Annotated in this window: 1 protein-coding gene; it reads right to left on the minus strand. The window is 31.8% G+C overall.

Features of this window, described 5'->3' with window-relative positions; all coding sequences use genetic code 11:
- Positions 1 to 807: hypothetical protein (locus ETC00_RS19380; protein WP_171567689.1), on the minus strand; the 807-nt coding region annotated here is incomplete at both ends.

The following is an 807-nucleotide window of genomic DNA, read 5'->3' on the forward strand; positions in this document are numbered from 1 at the left end:
GTTCGGTTTCTTCTTCATCAAGCTTCGTCTGCTTAATGAACTTAATACTAGTTGTTTCAGTAGGCGTTTCCTTATAGATTTCAATCTTGTTTGTCTCAACTTTAGAAGATGGATCTAGTTTTGGAACTTCATCTTCTTCAGCTGTTCCACTCTTAATCTTCTTCATTAGATTAAGAGCTTCTAAATAAGATTCTTCGCTCTCTTCACGAGAGATGTAGTAATCTTCATTTTTCATACCATATTCCTCCTTCTTAACATTACTTTCTTGTTTTGTTTTATATAAAGAAGAAGCTTTTAATTCTTCTTCCTTATAACTAGAAGCAACTTCCACAAAAGGTTTTGTTAGCTTATAAGCTAACTGTTTAGCAATCTCATTTTCTCTTTTTTCTTGTTCCATAGTAATTCTTCGTCTAATGTCCATGAATGTGTATTTCTTACCACATTTAGGACAAATTAAATTATGGAAATTCTCATCATAATTTAATATAGCTTGATCTTTGGAACATAGAAGTTCATCCCCTTGAATTCTGAATATATATGCAAAATCTAATATAGCTAGTTCTCCGTTATCACGGTAGCCCCAGTTACAAAAGTTTTTACCTACAGTACCAACATCGCCTAATAAATAACTTTCACCTATGATAGAAAGTATTTCTCTAATTACTTCTTTTTGCTCTTCAAATTCTTCTTTTGAAATGAGGGTAACGTATTCACAAACTGAAATGAGCTCATTAGTTTCATATGTTTTAACTACATAAGGTTGAAGCTCTTTCGAAACTGTGAATTCGTTTAAGTTGTCTCTCATAC

Source organism: Brevibacillus sp. MCWH (assembly GCF_013096935.1).
Lineage (GTDB): Bacteria > Bacillota > Bacilli > Brevibacillales > Brevibacillaceae > Brevibacillus > Brevibacillus aydinogluensis.